The sequence below is a fragment of the Saccharopolyspora antimicrobica genome (assembly GCF_003635025.1).
GTDB classification, from domain to species: Bacteria; Actinomycetota; Actinomycetes; order Mycobacteriales; family Pseudonocardiaceae; genus Saccharopolyspora; species Saccharopolyspora antimicrobica.
Map to the genome: position 1 here is coordinate 6,738,967 of NZ_RBXX01000002.1, position 22,473 is coordinate 6,761,439.

Sequence of the window (22,473 nt, forward strand, 5' to 3'; positions counted from 1 at the left end):
GAGGATTCCATGGACACCACGCACGTAACCGGTGATCAGGCGACCGGAACGTTCCTCGCCCACCGCAGCCTGCTGTTCACCGTCGCCTACGAGATGCTCGGATCGGTGGCCGACGCCGAGGACGTCCTGCAGGAGACCTGGCTGCGCTGGACCGCCGCCGACACCGCCGAGGTCGGCGAACCCCGCGCCTACCTCGTCCGGATCACCACCCGCCAGGCGCTCAACCGGCTGCGGGCCCTCAAGCGCCGCAGGGAGTCCTACGTGGGCTCCTGGCTGCCGGAGCCGCTGCTGACCACCCCGGACGTGGCCACCGACGTCGAGCTCGCCGAGAGCGTGTCGATGGCGCTGATGCTCGTCCTGGAAACCCTGAGCCCGACCGAACGGGCGGTGTTCGTCCTGCGCGAAGCATTCGGCGTCGACTACGACGAGATCGCCGCCGCGGTCGGCAAGACCCGCGCGGCCGTGCACCAGATCGCCCACCGCGCCCGCCGCCACGTCGAAGCCCGCCAGCCCCGCCGCACCGTCACCGCGCGCCAGGCACGCGAGGCCGTCACGGCCTTCCGGCAAGCGCTGGAAACGCGGGACCTGCAAGGCCTGCTCGACGTGCTGGCACCCGAGGTCGTCGCGATCAGCGACGGAGGCGGCATCAAGCAGGCCACTCCGCGGCCGGTCACCGGCGCCGAGAAGGTGGCCCGCTTCATCGTCGGCGGCCTCACCAAGCACGAGGTCGCACTCACCGCCGAGCCGACCACGATCAACGGCAGCCCCGCCCTGGCCCTGCACTTCGACGGCGAGCTCGACGGCATCATGGCGCTGCGCGTCGAGGACACCCGCATCACCGGCCTCTACTACGTCCGCAACCCGCAGAAGCTGACCCGCCTCGAAGCCGAAACCCCGCTCACCCTGCGCTGAACCAGCCGGTGCTCACGAGCGCGGTGCGGCGGTGGAATCGCGCACCACCAAGCGGTGTTCGGTGGTGCGGCGGCGGGGCCGGGCGGAGGGCTCTTTGAGCGCCAGCAGCAGGGCCTGCTCGCCCATGTCCGTCATCGGCAGGCGCACCGTGGTCAGTGCCGGGGACAGGTGCTCGGCCACCGCCACGTCGTCGAAGCCGGCCACCGACATCTCCCGCGGCACCGCCACACCGCGCGAGCGCAGCGCGGCCAGCGCGCCGATGGCCATGTCGTCGTTGAGCGCGATCACCGCCGTGGTCCGCGGGTGCTCGTCGAGGATCCGCAGCGTGGCGCGGGTTCCGCCGTCGCGGGTGAAGGCCTCCTCGATCACCGGCAGGTCCGCCAGCCGCGAACCCGCTGCCCGCAGGGCTTCTTCGGCGCCGGCCAGCCGGTCGGCGACCGTGGTCAGCGCCACCGGGCCCGCCGCGAAGGCGATGCGGCGGTGGCCCAGGGAGAGCACGTGCTCGGTGATCGACCGGCCGCCTGCGAGGTTGTCGGGCAGCACCGCATCGGTGCCCAGGTGGTGGCGGCCGATGACCGCGACGCGGCCGCCGGCGGCCTGGAACTCCTGCAGCTCCCGCTTGACCGGTGCCTGCACCCGGGCCTCGACGAACCCCGACCCGGAGATCACGATCGCCCGCACCCGGTTGGCGATCAGCGTGCGCACCTGCAGCAGCTCGGCGTCCGGGTCGCGGCCGGTGTGGCCGATCTGCACCGTCAGCCCCCGCTGCGCGGCCACCCGCAGCACGCCGCTGGCGATCTCGGTGAAGTAGGGGTCGCCGATCTCGTGCACCAGCAGGCCCACACCGGTGCTGGTGCCACCGGCCAGGGTGCGGGCGTGCACGTTGGCCACGTAGCCCAGCTCGGCGGCCACCTCCCGCACCCGCTGGGCGATCTCCTCGCTGACCCCGGCCGCACCCGACAGCGCCCGCGAGGCCGCCGCGATCGACACCCCCGCCGCCTGTGCGACATCGACCAGCCGCGGCCTCGCGCGCTGCGCCATCAGGGTCTCCTCTCCCCGCAGCAGGCAGTGACCCTTGTCACTGCGATCATCGGTACCTATTCTGCCGTAAGCGCTTACGAAAGCGCTTACGACATGCCCCCAACGATTGGGCGGATCATGAAAACTCAACACGGCCCCCGATTCGCGGCACTGCTGGCCGCCGCCTCGCTGGCCCTCACCGGCTGCCTCAGCGCCGGCTCCCAGGCAGGCCAGGACACCATCCTCATCGGCATCTCACTACCGCTGACCGGCGACTTCTCCGAACCCGGCAAAGGCGTGCGCCGCGGCTACGAAGCCTGGGCCGAGCACGTCAACTCCCGCGGCGGACTGCTCGGCCGCCAGGTCGAACTGCGCATCCTCGACGACCAGTCCAACGCCGACCGCGTCGCCGCCGACTACGAGAAGCTGATCAACCAGGACGGCGCCGACCTCATCTTCGGCCCCTTCTCCACCCGCCTGGTCATCCCCGCCGCCCAGGTCGCCAAGGACTACGGGATGCTGTTCGTCGAACCCGCAGGCGCCGCCGAAGAGGTCTTCCAGCAGGGCTTCGACAACCTCTTCTACGCCGCACCCGCCGTGGCCGAGGACCACTACCAGCACCTCGCCGAGGCGATCCTGGCGATGCCACCGCACCAGCGCCCGGCCACCGCCGCCTACGCCGTCATGGACGACCCGTTCGCCAAAGGCACCGCCCACGGCCTGAAAAACCGCCTCGAAGCCGCCGGTGTGCGCACCGTCGCCGACGAGCAGTACCCGCCCAACACCACCGACTTCGGCTCCATCGCCGCCAAGATCGCCGACTCCCGCGCCGAACTGCTCGTCGGCGGAACCCAGTACCAGGACGCGGTCAACCTCATCGTCGCGCTGCGCCAGCTCGGCCACCAACCGGCCATGGCGGCCTTCTCCACCGCACCCACCAACCCCGAATTCCCCCGCGCCATCGGCGAGCACACCGAAGGCATCCTCTCGCCCACCGGCTACACACCGGCCGCCCCGTACCCGTCCAACCGCGAATTCGTCGCCCACTTCCAGCGCGAGCACGGCACCGAGCCCACCGAGGACGAGGCCAACGCCTACACCACCGGCCAGGTCGTGGCCGCCGCCGTGCAGGCCGTCGGCTGCGCCGACCCCGACCCGGACTGCCAGCGCAGGCTCATCGACTGGCTGCACACCAACACCGTCGACACCGTGGTGGGCCCGCTGAGCTGGGACGAGACCGGAAAACCCCAGGGCGCGCACCTGATCCAGCAGTACGTCGACGGCCGCATCCAGATCGTGCTGCCCGAAGACGCCGCCCAGACCGCCCTCGTGCACCCGAAACCGGCGTGGTGATGCCCCGATGACCGGATCCCTGCTGCTGCAGAGCCTGGTGCTCGGCGTGCTGCTCGGCGGGCTCTACGCCCTGCTGGCCGCCGGCCTGACCCTCTACTTCGGCGTGATGCGCGTGGTGATGCTCGCCCACTCGGCGTTCCTGATCCTGGCCGCCTACCTGGCCTGGTGGTTCCACCAGCGCACCGGCCTGGACCCGCTGCTCTCGCTGCTGGTGACCGTGCCGCTGTTCTTCGCCCTGGGCGTGGGCCTGCAGCGGCTGCTGATCTCCCGGCTGCGCCCGGCCACGATGACGATGATGTCGGTGCTGCTGACCTTCTCCCTGGCGCTCATCGTCGAAGGCGTCCTCGGGCTGGTCTTCTCCGGCACCCACCGGCGCATCCAGCTGCCCTACTCCGGCTCCGACCTCGTCGTGCTCGGCGCCAGCATCCCGGTGGTCAAGCTCATCGCCTTCACCCTGGCCGCCATCGCCCTGAGCGGGCTGTACGCGCTGCTGAAGTTCACCCGCTTCGGGTGGGCGCTGCGCGCCACCATCCAGCACCGCGAGGCCGCGCAGCTGGTCGGCATCAACACCGACCGCACCGCCGGGCTGGGCTTCGGGCTCGGGCTGGCCACCGCCGCGGTCGGTGGCACCGCGCTGGCCCTGGACTCCACCATCTACCCGTCGCTGCACTGGCACTGGATCGGCCCGCTGATGGCCATCATCGTCGTCGGCGGGCTGGGCAGCGTCGGCGGCGCGGCCATCGCCGCGATGGTGCTGGGCCTGGGCCAGAGCCTGCTGCAACTGCCGCTGGGCACCACCTGGGCGCAAACCCTGTTCTACGTCGCGCTGTTCGCCACCTTGATGCTGCAACCCCGCGGACTGTTCGGAGGCCGACTTGCGCAGCGTTTCTGACCTCCTCCGCTACGCCGGTCTGCTGGCCCTGGCCGCCCTGGTGCTGGCCTTCCCGCAGCTGGCGCCGGACGCCTTCATCCTCTCCGTCGGCGTGGTGATCATGAGCTACGCGGTGCTGGCCACCTCGTGGAACTTCGTCGGCGGGTTCACCGGCTACATCTCGCTGGGCCACGCCGCCTACTCCGGCCTCGGCGGTTACGCCACCGCGCTGCTGATCACCCGCACCGGCATGAACCCGTGGCTGGCGCTAGTGGCCGGTGCCGTGCTCGTGGCGCTGCTGGCCATCCCCATCGGCATCGCCAGCCTGCGGGTGCGCGGTGCCTCGTTCGTCATCGTCTCCATCGCCCTGGTGCTGATCACGCTGCTGGTGTTCCAGAGCTGGGGCGCTCTCACCGGCGGCTCCAACGGCCTGCGCGTGCCCCGGCCCTTCGGCGAGGGAGTGCTGCGCCCCGAACAGCACGAGCGGTTCTTCTACCTGCACGCCGCGCTGCTGGCCCTGGCGCTGCTGTGCTGGTGGATCATCGACCGCTCCCGCTTCGGCGCCGGGCTCAAGGCCATCCGCGAGGACGAGGACAAGGCCCAGTCCCTCGGCGTGCCGACCTTCGCCTACAAGCTGGTCGTGTTCGTCATCTCGGCGCTGTTCACCGCGCTGGGCGGCGGTCTGTACGCGCTGTGGTTCGGCTTCCTCGACCCGGTCTTCCAGTTCTCCATCCTCGCCGGCTCCTACCTGGTGCTGATGAGCCTGCTCGGTGGCATCCGCAGCCTGTTCGGGCCGCTGCTGGGCGCGGTGGTGGTCGGCTACGCCGTGGAGTTCTTCAAGAACCAGTACGGCGACACCCAGCTGCACCTGGTCGCCCTCGGCGTCCTGCTGGCCGTGGTGGTGCTGTTCATGCCCGAGGGCGTCATCCCCGCGCTGAGCGGCCAGCTGCGCAAACTGCGGCCACGGGCCACCTCGATCCGCGAGGTCAGCCAGGCCGAACTCGCCGCGCAGCGCACCCCCGAGGAGGCCACCCGATGAGCCTGCAGACCACCGAGCTCACCAAGTCCTTCGGCGGGGTGCGGGCCGTGGACGCCGCGACCGTGACCTTCCTGCCCGGCAAGGTCAACGCGCTCATCGGCCCCAACGGCTCGGGCAAGACGACCTTCTTCAACTGCGTCACCGGCATGGTCAGGCCCGACTCCGGCACCGCCCGCTACCGCGGCCGCGACATCACCGGCGCGCCTGCGCACCGCATCGCCCGCGCCGGCATCGGCCGCAGCTTCCAGCTGTGCCGGATCTTCCCGCGCATGACCGCGCTGGAGAACCTGCTGGTGGCCGTGCGCGCGCCGGGCCTGCTCGGCAAGCTGCTCCCGGCCCGCCAGCGCGCCGACGTCGCGCGGGCGCAGCACCTGCTCGAACGCGTCGGCATCGAGCACCTGGCCGAGGCCCAGGCCCGCGACATGTCCTACGGCCAGCAGAAACTCCTGGAACTGGCCGGAGTGCTGATGACCGACCCGGAAACGATCATGCTCGACGAGCCGGCGGGCGGGGTCAACCCGGCGCTGCTGGAGCGCATCGCGGCACTGGTGCGCGAGCTCAACGCCGAAGGCCGCACCTTCGTCATCGTCGAGCACAACATGGACCTGGTGATGAGCCTGTCCGACCACGTCGTCGTCTTCGACCGGGGGCGGCCCATCGCCACCGGCACGCCCGGCGAGGTGCGCGCGGACCCGGCAGTGCTGGAGGCATACCTTGGCGTCTGAGCCGCTGCTCGAACTGCGCGACATCGAAGCCGGCTACGGCCGGGCGGCGCTGGTCCTGCGCGGGCTGACCGTGCGGGTGCCACCGGCCAGCGTGGTGTGCCTGGTCGGCCCCAACGGCGCGGGCAAGTCCACAGTGCTCAAGGTGGCCAGCGGCATGCTCGCCCCGCGCTCGGGGCGGATCCTGCTGGAGGGCACCGACATCACCGGCAGGCGCCCGCAGCAGATGCCCGCCGCCGGGCTCACCCACGTGCTGCAGGGCCACAGCGTGTTCCCGGAGATGACGGTGGGCGAGAACGTCCTGCTCGGCGCCTACACGCTGCGGGAGAAGTCCCGCACCGCCGAGCGCGTGGAGTTCGTCAAGGACCTGTTCCCCGTGGTGGCGCAGCGCTGGGACGCGCTGGCCGGGGCGCTGTCGGGCGGGCAGCAGAAGCAGGTCGAGTTCGCCCGCTCGCTGATGGTCAGCCCGCGGGTGGTGCTGCTCGACGAGCCGTCGATGGGCCTGGACCCCAAGGCCACCGAGACCGTCTTCGCGCAGGTGGCCCGGATGCGCGAAGCGGGCACCGCGGTGCTGCTGGTGGAGCAGAACGCCCGCCGCGCACTGCAAACCGCCGACCTGGGCTGCGTGCTGGACCTGGGCCGGGTGCACCTGTCGGGCCCGGCCGCCGAGCTGCTCGCCGACGACCGGCTGGGCGAGCTCTACCTCGGCACCCGCCGCGCGAGCACGTCATGACACCGCTTTCCCACCGCAGGGAGCCGCACACATGACCGAGCACACCTACCGCATCCTGATGAACGGCGTCACCGGCCGGATGGGCTACCACCAGCACCTGCTGCGCTCGGTGCTGGCCATCCGCGAGGACGGCGGCATCGACCTGGGCGACGGTTCGCGCATCCAGGTCGAGCCGGTCCTGCTGGGCCGCAACGCCGACAAGCTCGCCCACATCGCCAAGCAGCACGACATCGCCGAATGGCACACCGACCTGCCCGCCCAGCTGGCCGGCGACGCCGAGATCTACTTCGACGCCCAGGTCACCAGCCGGCGGCACGCGGCCATCACCGCCGCACTGGCCGCGGGCAAGCACGTCTACACCGAAAAGCCCGTCGCCGGATCCATCGCCGAGGGCCGGCAGCTGGTCGAAGCCGCCCGCGCTGCCGGGGTGGTGCACGGCGTGGTGCACGACAAGATCTTCCTGCCCGGGCTGCGCAAGCTCAAAAGGCTCGTCGACGCGGGCTTCTTCGGCCGGATCCTGTCGGTGCGCGGCGAATTCGGCTACTGGGTCTTCGAAGGCGACCTGCTGCCGGCGCAGCGTCCCAGCTGGAACTACCGCGCCGAGGACGGCGGCGGGCTGGTGCTGGACATGTTCTGCCACTGGAACTACGTGCTGGAGAACCTCTTCGGCCGCGTCCGCGCGGTCACCGCCAAAGCCGTCACCCACATCCCCCGGCGCTGGGACGAGCAGGGCCGCCCGTACCGGGCCACCGCCGATGACGCCGCCTACGCCATCTTCGAGCTCGACGGCGACGTCATCGCCCAGGTCAACTCCTCGTGGGCGGTGCGCGTGGAGCGCCGGGAGCTGGTGGAGTTCCAGGTCGACGGCACGCACGGCTCGGCGGTGGCGGGCCTGTTCGGCTGCCGCGTGCAGCCCCGGGTGCGCACGCCCCGGCCGCGGTGGAACCCCGACGAGCCCACCACCGAGGACTTCCGCGCCCAGTGGGACGAGGTGCCCGACAACACCGAGTTCGGCAACGGATTCCGCGCCCAGTGGGAGCAGTTCCTGCTCGACGTCCACCACGACCGCCCGCACCCCTACGACCTGGCAGCCGGTGTGCGCGGCCTGCAACTGGCGCACGCCGGACTGGAGTCCTCGGCCGAGGGCCGCCGCATCACCATGCCCGGTGATGCCGCATGAGCAGCCCTGAGCCGACTCCAGTCGCGCCCAACCGCATCAATCCCCGAGACGACCACCGCTGTGAATCGCGGAGCGGCGGGACAGGCATCGACCTGCCCACCAGCGGGGGCGGCTGGCGGCGGATCACGTTGCGCGAACCCCGGGCGTGGAAACCGCACCCGCAGCCCTACACCTCGCGGGTGGTCTTCGCCGCCGCGCACGTGGTCGCCGACCCGCTCGGCGACAACACCCCCGGCGCGCCCGCCGCCGTGGACTGGGAATCCACCTTGGCGTTCCGCCGTTCGCTGTTCGGCTACGGCATGGGCGTGGCCGAGGCGATGGACACCGCGCAGCGCAACATGGGTCTGGACTGGGCCGCCGTGCAGCAACTGGTGCGGCGCAGCGCCGAGCAGGCCCGCGCGTGCGGTGCCCGCATCGCCTCCGGCGCGGGCACCGACCACCGCACCGATGTGTCCACGTTGGACGATGTCGTCGCGGCCTACGAGCAGCAGGTGGCGTTCGTGGAGTCCACCGGTTCGCAAGTGGTCGTGATGGCCTCCCGGCAGCTGGCCGCGCTGGCCCGCGGCCCCGAGGACTACCGGCGGGTCTACGACGCGGTGCTGCGCCAGGTCGCCGAACCGGTCGTGCTGCACTGGCTCGGGGAGGTCTTCGACCCGCACCTGGCCGGCTACTGGGGATCGGCCGACCTCGACACCGCCACCGCGGTGTTCCTGGAGCTGGTGCGCGAGCACGCGCGAGTCGTCGACGGGGTGAAGGTCTCGCTGCTGTCGGCCGAGCACGAACGCCACCTGCGCGCCGAGCTGCCCGCCGGGGTGCGGCTCTACACCGGTGACGACTTCCACTACCCGCAGCTCATCCGCGGCGACGGCACCCACCACTCCGACGCGCTGCTCGGCGCCTTCGCCGCGATCGCCCCCGCGGCCTCGGCGGCGCTGAGCGCGCTCGACGACGGCGACCTGACCACCTACGACGCGGAGATGGAGGCCACCGCGGCGCTGTCGCGGCACATCTTCAGCACGCCGACGGCCCACTACAAGACCGGCATCGCGTTCCTGTCCTGGCTCTCCGGTCACCAGCCGGGATTCACGATGCTGCACGGCATGCAATCGGCCCGCGGCGTGGTGCACCTGGCGCGGATCTTCGAGCTGGCCGACCAGCTGCGGCTGCTGCCCGATCCCGACCTGGCCGCGCACCGCATGCGGTTGTGGCTGCAAGCGGCAGGAGCGAGCCGATGACAACAGACATCCCCTCCGCGATCCCCGCCCGCATCCCCACTCCCGAGCCCGGCGATCCGCGGCTGGCGCGACTGGCGCTCAACCAGCGCACCACCGCGAACTGGTCGCTGCCCGAGGCGGTGCGCGGCTGCGCCGAGGCCGGCATCGGCGCGATCGGCGTGTGGCGCGAGCCCCTGGCCGAGACCGGGCTCGCCCAGGCCGCGCGGATGATCGCCGATGCCGGGCTGCGCGTGTCCTCGCTGTGCCGGGGTGGTTTCTTCACCACCGGCAGCGCCTTGGACGACAACATCGCCGCACTGGATGAAGCCGCCGCGCTGAGCTGCCCGACCCTGGTGCTGGTGCCCGGCGGGCTGCCCGAGGGCTCCCGCGACCTGCACGGTGCGCGTCAGCGCGTGGCCGAGGCCATCGCCGAACTCGTCCCGCACGCCCAGGCGCGCGGGGTGCGGCTGGGCATCGAGCCGATGCACCCGATCTTCGCCGCCGACCGCGGTGTCATCTCCACCCTCGCCCAGGCGCTCGACCTCGCCGAGGCGCATCCGCCGGAGGCCGTCGGGGTCGTGGTCGACACCTTCCACCTGTGGTGGGAACCCGGGGTGCTCGACCAGATCGCCCGCGCCGGGCCGCGCATCGCCGCCTACCAGGTGTCGGACTGGATCACCCCGCTGCCTCCCGACGCGCTGCTCAGCCGCGGCGTCGTCGGCGACGGCCACATCGACTTCGCCGCCTTCACCCGCGCGGTGACCGCCGCCGGCTACCGGGGCGATGTCGAGGTGGAGATCTTCAACGCCGAGGTCTGGGCCGCCCCCGGCGCCCGGGTGCTGGCCACCTGCGCCCGCCGCCACGCCGAACTCCTCGCACCCCACCTGCCCCGGGAAGGACCGTCCACATGAGACGCAGGACGTTCACCGCGCTGCTGGCCGCCGCACCGACCCTGGCCATGGCCGACCCGTCGGCGCGCATCCGCCCCGGCGACGATCCCGCGCACTGGGCACCGCTGACCCCGCACAAGTGGGCCTTCGGACACGGCCAGGTCGTCATGACCGAACGCGGCGAAGCCCCCGAAGGACCACGACGGCCCTACGAGTACGCGATCGTGCGGCAGGGCCCGGAATTCGGGCGGCTGCGCTGCACCGCCGAGGTCCGCATCGACGAGCCCGTCACCCGCGACGACCGCGACGTGGTGCTGATCTTCGCCTACCGCTCACCGACCCGCTTCTACTACGCCCACCTCTCCCAGGACAACACCATCTACCCGCACAACGGGCTGTTCGTCGTCGACGACGCCGACCGGGTGCGCATCGACGACCAGTGGGACGGCACCACCGGCGCGCCACCGGCCATCGACGACACCGACTGGCACCACGTCCGCCTCGACCACGACCCCGCGACGGGCCGCATCGCGGTGCACCTCGACGGCTCGCCCGAGCCGCTGCTGACCGCCACCGACACCCGGTTGCCCGGCGGCCGCGCCGGATTCGGCTCCTTCGACAACCACGGCCGCATCCGCGAGCTCACCCTCACCGGCCACCCCGCCTGACCCCCGTCCCGACCACCGCTGGAGTCCCCATGCGCGCGCACAGACGCCGGGTCGCCGCGATCACCGCTGCGGTGCTCGCCGCGACCCTGACCGCAGCACCACCGGCCACCGCTCAGGAACCGATCACCGACCCCATCCCCGAAGAACCCATCGCCGCGGAGTTCGGCCTGGTGCTGGAGCAGCACGCACAACTGCCCGCCACCGAGGCCACCCCGCCGGCCACCGACCCGCGGCTGATCCGCCACAACCGCATCAACCACATCGGCGAGCTGCCCGACGGCTCCGGCCGCCAGTACGTGCCCGACCTCAACGGCCCGCTGTACCTGCTCGAAGACGGCCGGCAGCACCTCTACCTGGACTTCCGGGAGCGCTTCGAGCACTTCTTCTCCGGCAAGGGCATGGGCAGCGGCTTCGGGTTCGTCGCCTTCCACCCCGACTTCGCCACCAACGGCAAGTTCTACACCGTGCACTCCGAGGGCCAAGGAGCCATCACCACCCGACCGCCCACCTACCCCAACCAGCCCGACGCCGTCGTGCAGAGCGTGGTCACCGAGTGGACCGCGCAAGACCCGGCCGCCGACACCTTCACCGGCGCCCAGCGCGAGATCTTCCGCTACGGATTCACCACCCACATCCACGCCGTCCAGCAGATCGACTTCAACCCCACCGCCCGCCCCGGCGACCCCGACTACGGGCTGCTCTACCTCGGCGTCGGCGACGGCGGCATCGGCCTGGACACTGACATCCCGCAGGACCTGAGCACCCCGGCCGGCAAACTGCTGCGCATCGATCCCGCCGGCAGCAACGGCCCGGGCGGCCGGTACGGCATCCCCGCCGACAACCCCTTCACCGGCCGGCCCGGTGCGCTGGGCGAGATCTACGCGGTGGGCATGCGCGACCCGCACCGCTTCAGCTGGGATCCCGAAGACCGCCGCATGTTCCTCGGGCACATCGGCCAGCACGCCATCGAAGCCGTCTACGAGGTGCGCTCCGGCGACAACTTCGGCTGGAGCCGGCGCGAGGGCGCGTTCACCTTCGACCCGCAAACCCAGTGCTACCTCTACCCGCTGCCCGAGGACGACGCGAAATACGGCTACACCTACCCGGTCGCGGCCTACGACCACGACCCGCCGCCGAACTGGCCGTGCAACTCCGACAGCGGCCACGCCGTCTCCGGCGGCCAGGTCTACCGCGGCCACGACCTGCCGCGGCTGCGCGGGAAGTACGTCTTCGGCGACCTCGTCGACGGCCGGGTGTTCTACACCGAGACCGACCGGATGCGCCGCGGTCAGCCGCGCGCGCCGCTGCACGAGCTCCCGCTGTTCGACACCACCGGCAAGCAGCTGCGGATGAGCGACTTCGTCGGCGACGGGCGCGTGGACCTGCGCTTCGGCACCGACTCGCAGCGCAACCTCTACCTGCTGGCCAAGGCCAGCGGCACGATCTGGAAGGTCACCGGCACCCGCCCGGCCCGCGATTCCGAGGTCACCGACACCGTGCGCCGCGACCTGGTGGCCCACTACGACTTCGAGCACCCCTTCGCCGCCGACGACTCCCGCGAACTCGACACCGGCTCCTCGCGCACCCTGCTGTCGCTGATCAACGGCGGGCAGGACATGCGGGTGCCCGACGGGGCGTTCCCCGGCAGCAACAACGCCCTGCAAACCCGGCAGATCACGCCCGACGCCGACGGCAACGACGACTGGAAAGCCGGGGTCTGGGACGACAACGGCACGCTGTCGGCGTTCAACGCCACCGACGGCGCCACCGTGATGGGCTGGTTCAAGATGACCGGCGAGAACCCAGCACCCGACACCACCACACCCGATCCCGGCGATCGGTACAACGCCGTCGGTCTGGCCGGGCTGCTCACCGGCAACTCCACCGGCCACGAGGTGCGGGCCCTGCTGGAGCTGATCGAGGTCGACGGGCAGCTGCGGCTGGTGGCCCTGGGCCGCCGCCTCGACGGCGGCGCCTCGCAGACCTTCGCCGCCCGGCAGGACTGGCGCGAACTGCTGCCCGCAGGACAGTGGGTGCACCTGGCGGCGACGTTCGACTACACCACCGGGCAGATGGCGCTGTACCGCAACGGCGCACCGCTGCCCGGCTTCTACACCGAACCGGGCGACCCGTGGCAGGTCGACGGCACCGGCACCACCGCCTCCACCCCGCGCGGCATCAAGATCGGCGGCAGCTTCCCCGGCAACGACCGGGAGCGCAACCCCTGCCACTGCCGCATGGACTCGCTGATGTTCCTCGACACCGCCGCCGACCACCGAACCATCGCCGAGCAGTACCGCCGCTTCACCCACCGCTGACCTCCCGCGCGGGGCGGGTCCGCCCGCCCCGCGCAAAGCCCGTCAGCTGCGAAAAGACGCCTGTTACTGTTCCGATCATGACGCGACCGGCCGGTGTTGGCGACTACCGCAGGTTCTGGGCCGCATCGACCACCTCGATCTTCGGGACCTACGTCACCACCCTCGCCTTGCAGGTCCTGGCCGCGCTCACCCTGCACGCCACCGCCACCGAACTCGGCCTGCTCAACGCCGCCCGCTGGGTGCCCTACCTGGTGCTGGGCCTGTTCGTCGGCGTCCTGGTCGACCGCTACCGCAGCAAACCCATGCTCGTCGGCGCCGACTTCGCCCGCGCGGTCGTGCTGTGCGCGATCCCGCTGCTGCACCTCGCCGGCCTGCTGAGCCTGCCGGTGCTCATCGCCTTCGCCGCGCTGCTGGGCCTGCTGTCGCTGTTCTTCGACGCCGCCGACCAGGCCTTCCTGCCGAAGTTGGTCCCGGTGAGCATGCTGACCTCGGCCAACGCGCGCCTGGAGCAGTCCCACGCCGTCGCCCAGACCACCGGGCCGCTGCTGGCCGCTGCCCTGGTCAAAGCCGTCGGCGCACCGCTGGCCATCCTGGTCGACGCGATCTCCTACCTGATCTCCGGTGTGCTGCTGGCGGGCATCGGCACGCGCGAGCAGTCCGCACCGCGCCCGCAGCGGCGCAGCGTGCTCACCGAGCTGCGCGAAGGCGCCTCCTGGGTCTACCGGCACCGCATGCTCGGGCCCCAATCCCTGGCCGGGCACCTGTGGTTCCTCGCCCACAGCATGCTGACCACCGTCTACGTCCTCTACGTGCTGCGCGCACCGGACAACGGCCTCGGGCTCGGCGAGGTGCAGCTGGGCATCAGCTACGCCTGCGCCGGTGTCGGGGCGGTGGCCGGTGGTGCGCTGGCCAACCGCAGCGGCCGCCGCTTCGGCGCCGGACGCACCGTCGTCGTGACCCGCGCGCTCATGCCGCTGCCGTGGCTGCTGGTGCCGCTGCTCGGGCCGAACCCGGCCGTGATCGTCCTCTTAGGACTCTCCCAGTTGCTGTTCTGGGTGCTCATGGGCCTGGAAGGCCCCAACGAGATGGCCTACCGGCAGGCCGTCACGCCCGACCGGCTGCAAGGCCGGGTGAACACCACCATCCGCTCCCTCAACCGCGGCGCGATCGTCATCGGCGCCCCGCTGGGCGGCCTCATCGCCGACGCCACCAGCCTGCGCACCGCCCTGTGGGCGGGCATCGCCGGACTCATCGCCTCAGCGGTGGTGCTGGCCGCGTCCCCGTTCCGGCACGCCACCCTCCCCGAGCCCGCCACGCCGCAAACCACGAGCTGACCGGCGTTTCGGCTACCGTGTCGGACGTGAACAGCCAGCCAGTACCCGGTGGGCCGGTGCACGAGCTGCCCGCAGACCTGCGCGACGCGCTCATCGCCGATGGCGCGGTGCTCGCGGCGTGGCACGACATCACACCGCTGGCCCGCAACGAGTTCATCTGCTGGGTCGAGGACGCCAAGCAGGCGGCCACCCGCGAGCGCCGCATCCGCCGGACGCAGGAAGAGCTGCTGGAGGGCAAGCGCCGCCCCTGCTGCTGGCCCGGGTGCAAGCACCGCGAGCGCAACGGGCGGTAGCGCTCAGGCCGGGCGGGCCCGCCCGGCCAGCAACTGCACCGCCAGGCCCGCCAACACCGCGCCCATGAAGTACCGCTGCACCCGCAGCCACCCCGGCCGCCGCGACAGCAGCCCCGACACCGAACCCGCGGTCACCACGATCAGCGCGTTCACCGACACCGCCACCACGATCTGCACCGCGCTCAGCAGCAGGCTCTGCCCCGCCACACCGCCCCGTGACGGATCGACGAACTGCGGCAGCAACGACACGTAGAGCACCGCGATCTTCGGGTTGAGCAGGTTGGTCACCAGTCCCATCGCGAACAACCGGCCCGCGGTGTGCTCAGGCACCGCCGCCGGGGCGAACACCGACACCCCGCCCGGGCGCACCGCCTGCCAGGCCAGCCACAGCAGGTACACCGCCCCGGCCACCTGCACCGCGGTGTAGAGCGCGGGCACCAGCGTGAACACCGCGGCGATCCCGGCGGAAGCCGCCGCGGCGTAGATCAGGAACCCCACCGCCACCCCGGCCAGTGACACCAGACCGGCCCGCCGTCCCTGCGTCACCGATCGTGACACCAGGTAGATCATGTTCGGCCCCGGGGTGAGCACCAAACCCAGCGCCACCACCGCGATCCCGGCCACCGCACCGAAACTGACCACGCCCGCCACCTCCGCTCGTCCGCTCCGGTGACGCTAAGCGGCAGCGCGGCGGGCGCGAACGGCCAATCCGCCGGAACTGGCCACCTCACCCGTAAGTCGGGTACTGCGGCCAGCCCGCGGGACTGTCCTCCCAGTCCTGCTGGCGCCCGTAGGCGGTGCGGTCCATCATCTGCGCCACCGGCAGCACCGCCTCGACGCCCCGCGCGGTGGTCATGTACGTCAGGTACGGCTTGCCGTCCTTGAGCAAGTAGTAGGAGTAGCCGGGCCGCAGCACCTCACCGCCCGGCTCGTCGCGCTGCGTCCAGCCCCAGTCGTAGTGGTAGGTCGTCCCGGCCGAGGAGACCCACAGGTGCTCCCAGCCCCGCTCGGCGCGCCAGGCCTCGAGCTTGTCGATCGGAGCCTGGGAGATCATCGCGAACGCGATCGCCTCCTCGGACAACCGCTGCGTGGTGGCGGGCAGGTTGTCCACCGCCCACGTGCAGCTGGGACATCCCTCGTCCCAGTCGGAGCCGAACATCACGTTCTGCACCACCAGCAGGTAGGTGTCGCCGAACAGCCCGGTCAGCGGTATTGGTCCGTCGGGTCCGGTGAAGAGGTAGTCGGTGACCTCCACCATCGGCAGCCGGCGCCGGGCGGCGGCGACCCGGTCGTTGTGCCGGGTGACCTCCTTCTCCGCGGCGACCTGTTCGGCGAGCGCCTCGTCGAACGCCGCGCGGTCGACGACCTCCGGTGCGGCCTGCGGCTGGTCGTGCTTGGTCATCAGCTGTCCGCCTCTCTGTCCCGCCTCTCCGCGATTTTCAGCGGTGGTTGAGTTCGGGATCGATCTCGCGTTGCGCGTTTCTTGTGGCTGGGCTGCGTCACGGTCCCCGGAGGTGTGGTTGCGCAGGACTCCGGTTGGGGCAAGGGTGTCCTCCGATGGTGGCGAGCCGAGAACGTCTCCAGGTCAGACCGGGAAACCTGCGTGAACTCATCGCCGGGCTCGGCCACCAGCGCTTTCACCCGCACAACCCTCGCCGTGGTGGCCGCGGGCCGCCGGCACCCCGGCTGTGGTGCCCGGTGAGGGGCTGAATCGGTCCCGCGCCGCGTCCACTGTGATCCGTGGCGGGCCCGCCGCAGCACTGCGGCGCTGGGGATAGCATCCGGACTAGGCAATCACCCGGCGAGCAGGAGAACGAAACCCCATGACCAAAGCTCCCGTCACCGTGACCGTCACCGGTGCGGCCGGTCAGATCGGCTACGCGTTGCTGTTCCGGATCGCTTCCGGTCAGCTCATCGGGCCCGACACCCCGATCAAGCTCCGCTTGCTGGAGATCCCGCAGGCGGTCAAGGCGGCCGAGGGCACCGCGATGGAGCTCGACGACTGCGCGTTCCCGCTGCTGCAGAGCATCGACATCACCGACGACGCGCGCACCGCTTTCGACGGCACCAACGTCGCGCTGCTGGTCGGCGCCCGCCCCCGCGCCAAGGGCATGGAGCGCGGTGACCTGCTGGAGGCCAACGGCGGCATCTTCAAGCCGCAGGGCGAGGCCATCAACGCCGGCGCGGCCGAGGACGTGCGCGTGCTGGTGGTCGGCAACCCGGCCAACACCAACGCGCTGATCGCCCAGGCCCACGCGCCGGACGTGCCTGCCGAGCGGTTCACCGCCATGACCCGCCTGGACCACAACCGGGCGCTGACCCAGCTGGCGCAGAAGCTGGGCGTGTCGGTCAGCGAGATCAAGAAGCTGACGATCTGGGGCAACCACTCCGCCACCCAGTACCCGGACCTCTTCCACGCCGAGGTCGGTGGCAAGATCGCCGCCGAGCAGGTCGAGCAGTCCTGGCTGGCCGACGAGTTCATCCCCACCGTCGCCAAGCGCGGCGCGGCCATCATCGAGGCCCGCGGTGCTTCCTCGGCGGCCTCGGCGGCCAACGCCGCGATCGACCACGTGCACACCTGGGTCAACGGCACCCCCGAGGGTGACTGGACCTCGGCCGCGGTCGTCTCCGACGGCTCCTACGGCGTGCCGGAGGGCCTGATCTCCTCGTTCCCGGTCACCGCCCGCGACGGCAAGTTCGAGATCGTGCAGGGCCTGGAGATCGACGAGTTCTCCCGCGCCCGCATCGACGCCTCGGTCAACGAGCTGGTCGAGGAGCGCGACGCCGTCCGCAAGCTCGGCCTGATCTGAGCCGGACCGCTCGGGGCCGCACCTCTCGCGCGAGAGGTGCGGCCCCGCGGTGTTTCCGCGACCGCTACGCCGGGTGCGCGAAGACCGGGTAGTGGTCGGAGAAGTCGGTGTAGGTGTAGGTCTGGCCCCACGAGGTCACCGACCACTCCGGCGAGTGCACCGCCCGGGTCTCCGAGATCCAGCTCTGCTGCCCGTGCCCGGCCAGCGGCAGCACGTGGTCGAGCTGCTGACCCGGCCAGCCCGGTGCCTGGTAGGCGGCCACCGAGTTGGTCGCCGGGTCGTAGGAGAAGGGGTGCCCGGTGGTCTCCGGTGCGGTGGCGCCCAGGGTGCTCAGCGCGGCGGTGAACTCCTCGGCCGTGGCGTCGATGTTGAGGTCGCCGGCCACCACCACCGGTTCGGCGGCCGGGATCGCCCGGTCCCGCACGAACTGCGCGATCTCGCCCAGCTGACCGGCCCGCACGCCCGGCGCGCGGTCGCCGCAGGCGTTGTCGTCGGCCTGCAGATGAGTGCCGATGACGTGCACCGGGCCGGTGGGCGAGTCGATGCGGGTGTAGACGAATCCCTTGTTGGAGGTGGCGTCGGCGCCGCATCCCGGCCCGAAGACGTACTGGACGCGCTCGGCCACCGGCCAGCGGCTGAGCACCGCCACCCCGCCGTCCTCGGGGCGGGTGTCCGAATAGGACCCCAGCGTGGCGTCCCAGCCGTCCCGCGAGCGCCCCAGCACCGGCGTCTGGTGCGGGTAGTCACCGGTGAGGTTGTCCAGCAGGCGTTGCGAGGCCTCGTTGTCGAAGGCCTCCTGCACCACCACGACGTCCTGGCCCGCCAGCACGCCTTCGGAGGCCAGCAGGTCGGCGCGCTCCAGCTGTCCCCAGTTCGGGAACAGCGAACGCGGCAGCATGAACACGTTGTAGGAGGCGATCCGGGGGCCGTCGGCGGCGGCCACGGCGGTCGGGGCGGCCAGCCCGCTCAACACCACCGCCAAAGACGTGAAAGCGATTCGTATCTTCACGGTGGATCATCATGCCGCCCGCCGACACCACCAACCAGCCCCCGGCGGCGAACTCCCGGGATCAATTCGGTTGCCACCGCACGGCACGGACCAGCAATATCGACGCATGGACCGCCCTGCCGAGGAGATCGCCCTGGAATCGGCGGTGCTGCGTCGCTGGCGCAGCACCGACCTCGCCGCGCTGCACCGCGTGGTCACCGAAGCACTGCCGCACCTGCGGCCGTGGATGCCGTGGGCGGCCGGTGACTACTCGCTGGAGAGCGCCGCGGCCTTCCTCCAGAAGACCCAGGACAACTGGCACACCGGCCGAGCCTTCACCTACGCCATCACCGTCGGCGGCACCATCGCCGGCTGCATCTCCCTGGAACGCCGGATCGGCCCCACCGGCCTGGAGATCGGCTACTGGCTGCACCCCGGCCACACCGGGCGCGGCCTGGTCACCACCGCGGCCGCCGAGCTCGTCGACCGAGCGCTGGCCCTGCCCGGCGTCGACCACGTCGAGATCTGGCACGACGCGGGCAACACCGCCAGCGGAGCAGTCCCGCAGCGCCTCGGCTTCACCTGCGTCGACCGCCGCAGCCCGCCCCGCGAACTGCCCACCAGCCCCGGCGAAGCAGGCATCGACGTCATCTGGCGGCTGACCCGCTGACCGCTCAGGTCGCGGCCGGGCGATCACCCATCCGAGAGGGCTCCAGCAACGAGATCGCGTTGCCGTCGGGATCGGTGAACGACGTCGCCCGGCCCCACGGCATCGCCTGCACGTCGCCGGCCTGCACGCCCGCCGCGCGCAGCTCGGCGACATCGGCCTCCACGTCCTCGGTGTGGAACTGCAGGTGCACCGGGCCGTTGAGCTCCATGCCGCCCACCGGGAAGTCCACCAGCACCACGCCGCTGGGCGAACCGGGCGGAGCGACCATCAGGAACCGGCCGTGCGGGCCTGCCAGGTCCACCACCAGCTCGAAACCGAGCACGTCGACGTAGAAGTCGCGGGAGCGGGCCTGGTCGCCGACCGGAACGGACACGAACTGCAGGCGTGAGATGCGCATGAGGCCACCGTAAACCGATCGCGCGCGCCTACAATTCGAACGCCAGGTGCGGCCGCGACCAGGTGATCTCACCCGCCGGCGGCACCGTGCCGACCCGCCGGGCACCCACCGACAGGTAGAAGCCCTCCGACGGCGGGTGCGACACCACGTGCAGCCGCCGCAGCCCCCGGGCGCGGGCCTGCCGGCAGGCATCGGTGATGAGCAGGCGCCCGAGACCCCGGCCCTGCGCCGCATCGTCGACGAACATGTAGTCCAGCTCGCCCTCATCCTCGGCGCCGCGCCCCGGCACGATCACCGTGTGAAAGCCCAGCGGCCGCCCGTCACCGTCGCGGGCCACCCGCACCAGGTGCTCGGCGAGGTAGTCGGCGTCGATGCCCAGCTCGGCCACCATCACCCGGTAGTGCCCGTCGTAGGCGCTGCTGGTGCGCACGATCCGTGTCAGCTCCTCGGCATCGGCGATCGTCGCGTCCTCCACGTGCGTCGTCATGGCACCGAGTCAACACCACGCCCACGACACATAGCGGCGACGTGCGGGTTCACCACAGCGAGTTGAGGGCCTCCTCCAGTGCGAGCATGCGGTGCGGGCCCGCGAGGTGGCGGGTGAGGTAGGCGCAGGAATAGCCGTGCCGCAGCGACACCCACGCCGTGGAACCACCGATCCCGCCCATGGCCAGTTCGTCCTCGCTGCGCTGCGCCCCCAGCGTCCAGGTCACGTCGTAGTTCAGGAACTCGTCGTGGCCGCTGGCCTGCGGGGCGATGAGCTCGCCGTGCAGCTGCTCGCCGAGCAGCCGCGCCACCGGCCCGGCGGTGTCGGTGAGCGCGGCGAAGAACGACGCCACCGCTGCGGCCGTGGCGTGCAGACCGATCGCCGGGAACTGCGCCTGCCGCCACTGCCCGCTGTTGGCCACCGCCACGTCCAGCGCTCCCGGCGGTGTGGTCAGGGCGCGCTGGACCAGCCCGCCTGCCTGCCCGAAGATCCAGTACGCGGGGTCGCCGACGACCAGTTCGGCCACCCTTGGCAGATCCGCGTCGGGCACGCCGAAGTGCGCGTCCCACCCCAGCGGTGCGGCAACCTCGTGCCGGAACACCTCGCCCAGGCTGCGTCCGGTGATCGCGCGCACCACCCCGTCGAGCAGGTGCCCGTAGGTCAGGGCGTGCTCGGCGATGCGGCTGCCGGGCCGCCATTCCGGTGCGGCAGCGGCCAGCTCGGCGCGCAACCGCGCGTCGTCGAGCAGGTCGCTGGTCGTCTCCGGGAACGCCGGCTGCCCGGCCTGGTGGCTGAGCAGCTGCCGCAGCGTCGTGTCCGACTTGCCCGCCGCGGCGTAGTCCGGCCACACCTCGGCCACCGGCCGGTCCAACCCCACTCCGGCATCGGCGAGCACCTTCACGGCGGTCAGCGCGGCCAGTGATTTGCCCAGCGAGAAGACCTGCACCAACGTGTCATCGCGCCACGGAGCGCTGTGCGCGGCGTCGCTCCAGCCGCCGCTGAGCCGCACCACCTCCCGGCCCTCGTGGCGCACCACCAGCCCCGCGCCGGTCTCCGCGCCGGAGGCGAGCAACCCGTCGAACACCTCGCGCACCACGGCGAACCGCTCGTCCACCACGCCCTGCGACCTCATCGCTCCCCGCTCTTCCACAGTGGACCCGGCTCCTGGTGCTGCGCCCGCGGGTCGAATGCGGGTCGGCCTCAGCCCGCCCGCACGGGTTCCGGGGTGCTGCGGTCGATGCGGCGTGCTGCGGCCACGGCGATGCGCCCGACGAACGGCCCATCAGCAGCGTGCCCGCTGGCCACCCCGCACCTCCCGCAGCACCCTCTCCACAACCAGTCCTGTCACCGACTGACCACTCCAGACTATTGGGACGATCAACCGATTTTTCCCCCGCAGCGAACACCGGCTCGCGGACCGCGCGACGCCGGTAGCGTCGTGGCGTGCCAAGCAAGATCCGCCTCCTGCGCTGCGCAGCACTGTCCGATGTGGCCGAATACGCCTACGGCGCCGCCGTGCCACCCGATGCCCACCTCTTGTTCGCCGCCGGAGCCTGCCCGCTCGACGACACCGGAACGACCGTGGCGGTCGGCGACTACGCCGGTCAGGCCCGCCAGATGATGCACAACCTCAAGACCGCCCTGGCCGAAGCGGGGGCGGAACTGTCCGATGTGGTCAAGACGACCGTCTACGTGGCCAGCAGCTCCCAGCGGGACCTGGTCGCGGCCTGGGAGGTGGTGCGCGACTACTTCGGCGACCACGACCCGCCCAGCACCCTGCTCGGCGTGACCGTCCTGGGCTACGACGACCAGCTCGTGGAGATCGACGCCCTGGCCGCCCTGGACGCGGGCTGACCCCGTGGTGGTGCGCCGGGCCGGGCGCACCACCACTTCCCGCGCCGGATCGCCGAGCGCGGGGCATTTCCCACCGCCGCTATCACGGGTGTGATAGTTTCTGGGTGTGGGCGAGATGACCGAGCGGCAGAGCACTGCCCGGCGACGAATCCTCGACGCCGTCTTCGACCTGGTCGCGCGAGGAGGCCTGGCGGAGGCGTCGCTGCGGAAGGTCGCCGACGCATCGGGTATCAACATCGGCTCCGTGCGGCACTACTTCGACAGCCACGAGGCGCTCATGGTGGCCGCGGCCGAAGAGGTCGGCGCACGAATGGAACGCAGGCTGGCCGCGGCGGCAACACCGCAGCACCCCGCCAGCGCGGCCGAACGCCGGGAGCTGCTGCAGGCCGTCGCCCTCGCCGTGCTGCCGATCGCGCCTGAAGAACGCGCAGAGCTCATCGTCCTGGTGGAGTTCCTCGTGGCCGCGCGCATCCGGCCGGAGTTCCGCCAGGTCACCGTGCGCATGGGCACCGACATGCGGTACGTGGTCCGCCAAGCTCTGGAGCTGACCGGAGCCCAAGCCGACGACCTGCACACGGAGTTGTTCGTCGCCGTCATCGAAGGGCTGACGTTCGAGCTCGTGTACCCGCACGGTTCGAAAGAGGACCTCTCCCCGGTCGACGTCCTGCGGCGGCACATCGCCACTCTCATTCCCTGACTTCCCACCCGCTGCGGCCAACT

At 71.5% G+C, this 22,473-nt stretch carries 24 protein-coding genes; 17 read left to right on the top strand and 7 right to left on the bottom strand.

Translation table 11 applies throughout. The annotated features are described in order from the left end of the window. Positions 1 to 9 precede the first annotated feature (9 nt). Positions 10 to 912 (top strand): RNA polymerase sigma-70 factor, encoded by a 903-nt coding sequence (locus ATL45_RS31930; RefSeq protein ID WP_093146013.1) that lies wholly within the window; start codon positions 10 to 12, stop codon positions 910 to 912. Between the two features lie 12 nt (positions 913 to 924). Here the strand turns inward: ATL45_RS31930 and ATL45_RS31935 are convergent, their stop codons facing one another. Continuing rightward, positions 925 to 1,953 (bottom strand): LacI family DNA-binding transcriptional regulator, encoded by a 1,029-nt coding sequence (locus tag ATL45_RS31935; protein ID WP_093146012.1) that lies wholly within the window; start codon positions 1,951 to 1,953, stop codon positions 925 to 927. Between the two features lie 117 nt (positions 1,954 to 2,070). On the opposite strand from ATL45_RS31935, the gene ATL45_RS31940 reads away from it, so the two are divergent. From ATL45_RS31940 to ATL45_RS31995, 12 genes are all read left to right on the top strand, one after another. Continuing rightward, positions 2,071 to 3,285 carry an amino acid ABC transporter substrate-binding protein gene (locus tag ATL45_RS31940; RefSeq protein ID WP_246025671.1) on the top strand — a complete coding sequence of 405 codons (1,215 nt, stop codon included), beginning with the start codon at positions 2,071 to 2,073 and terminating at the stop codon, positions 3,283 to 3,285. A gap of 7 nt (positions 3,286 to 3,292) precedes the next feature. Next, the gene (locus ATL45_RS31945; protein ID WP_093146011.1) at positions 3,293 to 4,177 is read left to right on the top strand and encodes a branched-chain amino acid ABC transporter permease; all 885 of its coding nucleotides are present in this window, start codon (positions 3,293 to 3,295) and stop codon (positions 4,175 to 4,177) included. Next, positions 4,161 to 5,195 (top strand): branched-chain amino acid ABC transporter permease, encoded by a 1,035-nt coding sequence (locus tag ATL45_RS31950; RefSeq protein WP_170210406.1) that lies wholly within the window; start codon positions 4,161 to 4,163, stop codon positions 5,193 to 5,195. Before ATL45_RS31945 ends, ATL45_RS31950 begins: the two co-directional genes overlap by 17 nt. Next, a complete protein-coding gene (locus ATL45_RS31955) occupies positions 5,192 to 5,920 on the top strand; it encodes an ABC transporter ATP-binding protein (RefSeq protein ID WP_093146010.1) in 729 nt (242 codons plus the stop codon). Before ATL45_RS31950 ends, ATL45_RS31955 begins: the two co-directional genes overlap by 4 nt. Then, positions 5,910 to 6,650 carry an ABC transporter ATP-binding protein gene (locus ATL45_RS31960; protein ID WP_093146009.1) on the top strand — a complete coding sequence of 247 codons (741 nt, stop codon included), beginning with the start codon at positions 5,910 to 5,912 and terminating at the stop codon, positions 6,648 to 6,650. Before ATL45_RS31955 ends, ATL45_RS31960 begins: the two co-directional genes overlap by 11 nt. 31 nt (positions 6,651 to 6,681) lie before the next feature. Continuing rightward, positions 6,682 to 7,830: a Gfo/Idh/MocA family protein gene (locus tag ATL45_RS31965; protein WP_177241874.1), complete on the top strand. Its 1,149-nt coding sequence runs from the start codon at positions 6,682 to 6,684 to the stop codon at positions 7,828 to 7,830. After that, complete coding sequence (locus ATL45_RS31970) at positions 7,827 to 9,065, top strand: dihydrodipicolinate synthase family protein (RefSeq protein WP_093146008.1); 1,239 nt, start codon at positions 7,827 to 7,829, stop codon at positions 9,063 to 9,065. The genes ATL45_RS31965 and ATL45_RS31970 overlap by 4 nt, the downstream gene beginning before the upstream one ends. Beyond that, on the top strand, positions 9,062 to 9,955 hold the full coding sequence (locus ATL45_RS31975) for a sugar phosphate isomerase/epimerase family protein (protein ID WP_093146007.1): 894 nt from the start codon (positions 9,062 to 9,064) through the stop codon (positions 9,953 to 9,955). Before ATL45_RS31970 ends, ATL45_RS31975 begins: the two co-directional genes overlap by 4 nt. Further along, positions 9,952 to 10,602, top strand: coding sequence for a hypothetical protein (locus ATL45_RS31980; RefSeq protein ID WP_246025672.1), 651 nt, complete (start codon positions 9,952 to 9,954; stop codon positions 10,600 to 10,602). Before ATL45_RS31975 ends, ATL45_RS31980 begins: the two co-directional genes overlap by 4 nt. 29 nt (positions 10,603 to 10,631) lie before the next feature. Further along, positions 10,632 to 12,920, top strand: coding sequence for a PQQ-dependent sugar dehydrogenase (locus ATL45_RS31985; protein ID WP_093146006.1), 2,289 nt, complete (start codon positions 10,632 to 10,634; stop codon positions 12,918 to 12,920). A 77-nt stretch (positions 12,921 to 12,997) separates the two neighbouring features. Continuing rightward, positions 12,998 to 14,254, top strand: a complete 1,257-nt coding sequence (locus ATL45_RS31990; RefSeq protein WP_093146005.1) for an MFS transporter — start codon at positions 12,998 to 13,000, stop codon at positions 14,252 to 14,254. Between the two features lie 26 nt (positions 14,255 to 14,280). After that, positions 14,281 to 14,547, top strand: coding sequence for a YdeI/OmpD-associated family protein (locus ATL45_RS31995; RefSeq protein WP_093147217.1), 267 nt, complete (start codon positions 14,281 to 14,283; stop codon positions 14,545 to 14,547). Between the two features lie 3 nt (positions 14,548 to 14,550). On the opposite strand, the gene ATL45_RS32000 is transcribed toward ATL45_RS31995, so the two are convergent. Together ATL45_RS32000 and ATL45_RS32005 are read right to left on the bottom strand one after the other, a co-directional pair. Continuing rightward, positions 14,551 to 15,189, bottom strand: coding sequence for a LysE family translocator (locus ATL45_RS32000; protein ID WP_093147219.1), 639 nt, complete (start codon positions 15,187 to 15,189; stop codon positions 14,551 to 14,553). Positions 15,190 to 15,274: 85 nt separating this feature from the next. Continuing rightward, entirely contained in the window at positions 15,275 to 15,949 is a 675-nt protein-coding gene (locus ATL45_RS32005; RefSeq protein WP_093146004.1) for a DUF899 family protein, read from the bottom strand. Positions 15,950 to 16,370: 421 nt separating this feature from the next. Here ATL45_RS32005 and ATL45_RS32010 point away from each other — a divergent pair, with 421 nt between their 5' ends. Next, entirely contained in the window at positions 16,371 to 17,357 is a 987-nt protein-coding gene (locus ATL45_RS32010; protein ID WP_093146003.1) for a malate dehydrogenase, read from the top strand. Positions 17,358 to 17,421: 64 nt separating this feature from the next. Here ATL45_RS32010 and sph read toward each other — a convergent pair whose 3' ends face one another. Further along, a complete protein-coding gene (gene sph / locus ATL45_RS32015) occupies positions 17,422 to 18,366 on the bottom strand; it encodes a sphingomyelin phosphodiesterase (RefSeq protein WP_211841344.1) in 945 nt (314 codons plus the stop codon). 106 nt (positions 18,367 to 18,472) lie between these two features. Here sph and ATL45_RS32020 point away from each other — a divergent pair, with 106 nt between their 5' ends. Beyond that, a complete protein-coding gene (locus ATL45_RS32020; protein ID WP_093146002.1) occupies positions 18,473 to 19,015 on the top strand; it encodes a GNAT family N-acetyltransferase in 543 nt (180 codons plus the stop codon). A 4-nt stretch (positions 19,016 to 19,019) separates the two neighbouring features. On the opposite strand, the gene ATL45_RS32025 is transcribed toward ATL45_RS32020, so the two are convergent. The 3 genes from ATL45_RS32025 to ATL45_RS32035 are packed head-to-tail and all read right to left on the bottom strand — an operon-like array spanning position 19,020 to position 21,031. After that, complete coding sequence (locus tag ATL45_RS32025; RefSeq protein ID WP_093146001.1) at positions 19,020 to 19,412, bottom strand: VOC family protein; 393 nt, start codon at positions 19,410 to 19,412, stop codon at positions 19,020 to 19,022. Between the two features lie 28 nt (positions 19,413 to 19,440). Continuing rightward, complete coding sequence (locus ATL45_RS32030; RefSeq protein WP_093146000.1) at positions 19,441 to 19,899, bottom strand: GNAT family N-acetyltransferase; 459 nt, start codon at positions 19,897 to 19,899, stop codon at positions 19,441 to 19,443. A gap of 49 nt (positions 19,900 to 19,948) precedes the next feature. Further along, entirely contained in the window at positions 19,949 to 21,031 is a 1,083-nt protein-coding gene (locus ATL45_RS32035; protein WP_093145999.1) for a serine hydrolase domain-containing protein, read from the bottom strand. A gap of 311 nt (positions 21,032 to 21,342) precedes the next feature. On the opposite strand from ATL45_RS32035, the gene ATL45_RS32040 reads away from it, so the two are divergent. Next, positions 21,343 to 21,753, top strand: a complete 411-nt coding sequence (locus tag ATL45_RS32040) for a RidA family protein (RefSeq protein ID WP_177241873.1) — start codon at positions 21,343 to 21,345, stop codon at positions 21,751 to 21,753. Positions 21,754 to 21,868: 115 nt separating this feature from the next. Next, positions 21,869 to 22,450, top strand: coding sequence for a TetR/AcrR family transcriptional regulator (locus ATL45_RS32045; protein WP_143121526.1), 582 nt, complete (start codon positions 21,869 to 21,871; stop codon positions 22,448 to 22,450). Positions 22,451 to 22,473 lie beyond the last annotated feature (23 nt).